Origin of the sequence: Rhizobium sp. 18055 (genome assembly GCF_902706285.1) — a bacterium.
Classification (GTDB): Bacteria; Pseudomonadota; Alphaproteobacteria; order Rhizobiales; family Rhizobiaceae; genus Rhizobium.
Genome location: NZ_CACSKD010000261.1, coordinates 1 through 448, shown reverse-complemented (window position 1 = coordinate 448; position 448 = coordinate 1). Strand labels below are relative to the sequence as shown.

The 448-nt window shown below is 70.5% G+C and carries 1 protein-coding gene; it reads right to left on the bottom strand.

Annotated features, from left to right (window positions below; translation table 11 throughout):
- Positions 1-19: 19 nt before the first annotated feature.
- Positions 20-448, bottom strand: a 429-nt coding sequence (locus tag GVL52_RS29025) for a cytochrome c family protein (RefSeq protein ID WP_210254131.1), incomplete at its 5' end; no start/stop codon positions are given.

Below are 448 nucleotides of genomic sequence, written 5' to 3'. Positions count from 1 at the left end.
AACAGCTGCAGCGCCTGGCTCACTGAGCCGACTGCTGCTGCAGGTAGGCGATCACCAGGGCGCGGTGTTCTGCGCTGGGGAAGGCGTTGTACATGCGGGTGCCCGGCACCAGGTGCGTGGGTGACTGCAGGAAGGTATCCAGCGTCTGTGCGGTCCAGGTGATGTCGGCGCGGCGCATGCCGTCGGAATACCCATAGTCGGGCAGGCTGCCGGCGCGGCGGCCGATCACGCCGTGAAGGTTGGGCCCGAAGCGGTGGATGCCACCGGGCTGAACGGTGTGGCAGCCGGCACACAGTTCGAACGCGCGCTGCATGGCCTGCTGCCGGGCCTGTTCGGGCGTGGCCGGCACCGCGGGCGGGCGCTGGCAGGCCGTGGCAAGCAGGGCCACGGCAACGGCGGTGAGCAGGCGGCAGGCACGCATGGGTGGGCAGGATAGCGGTGCGGTGGA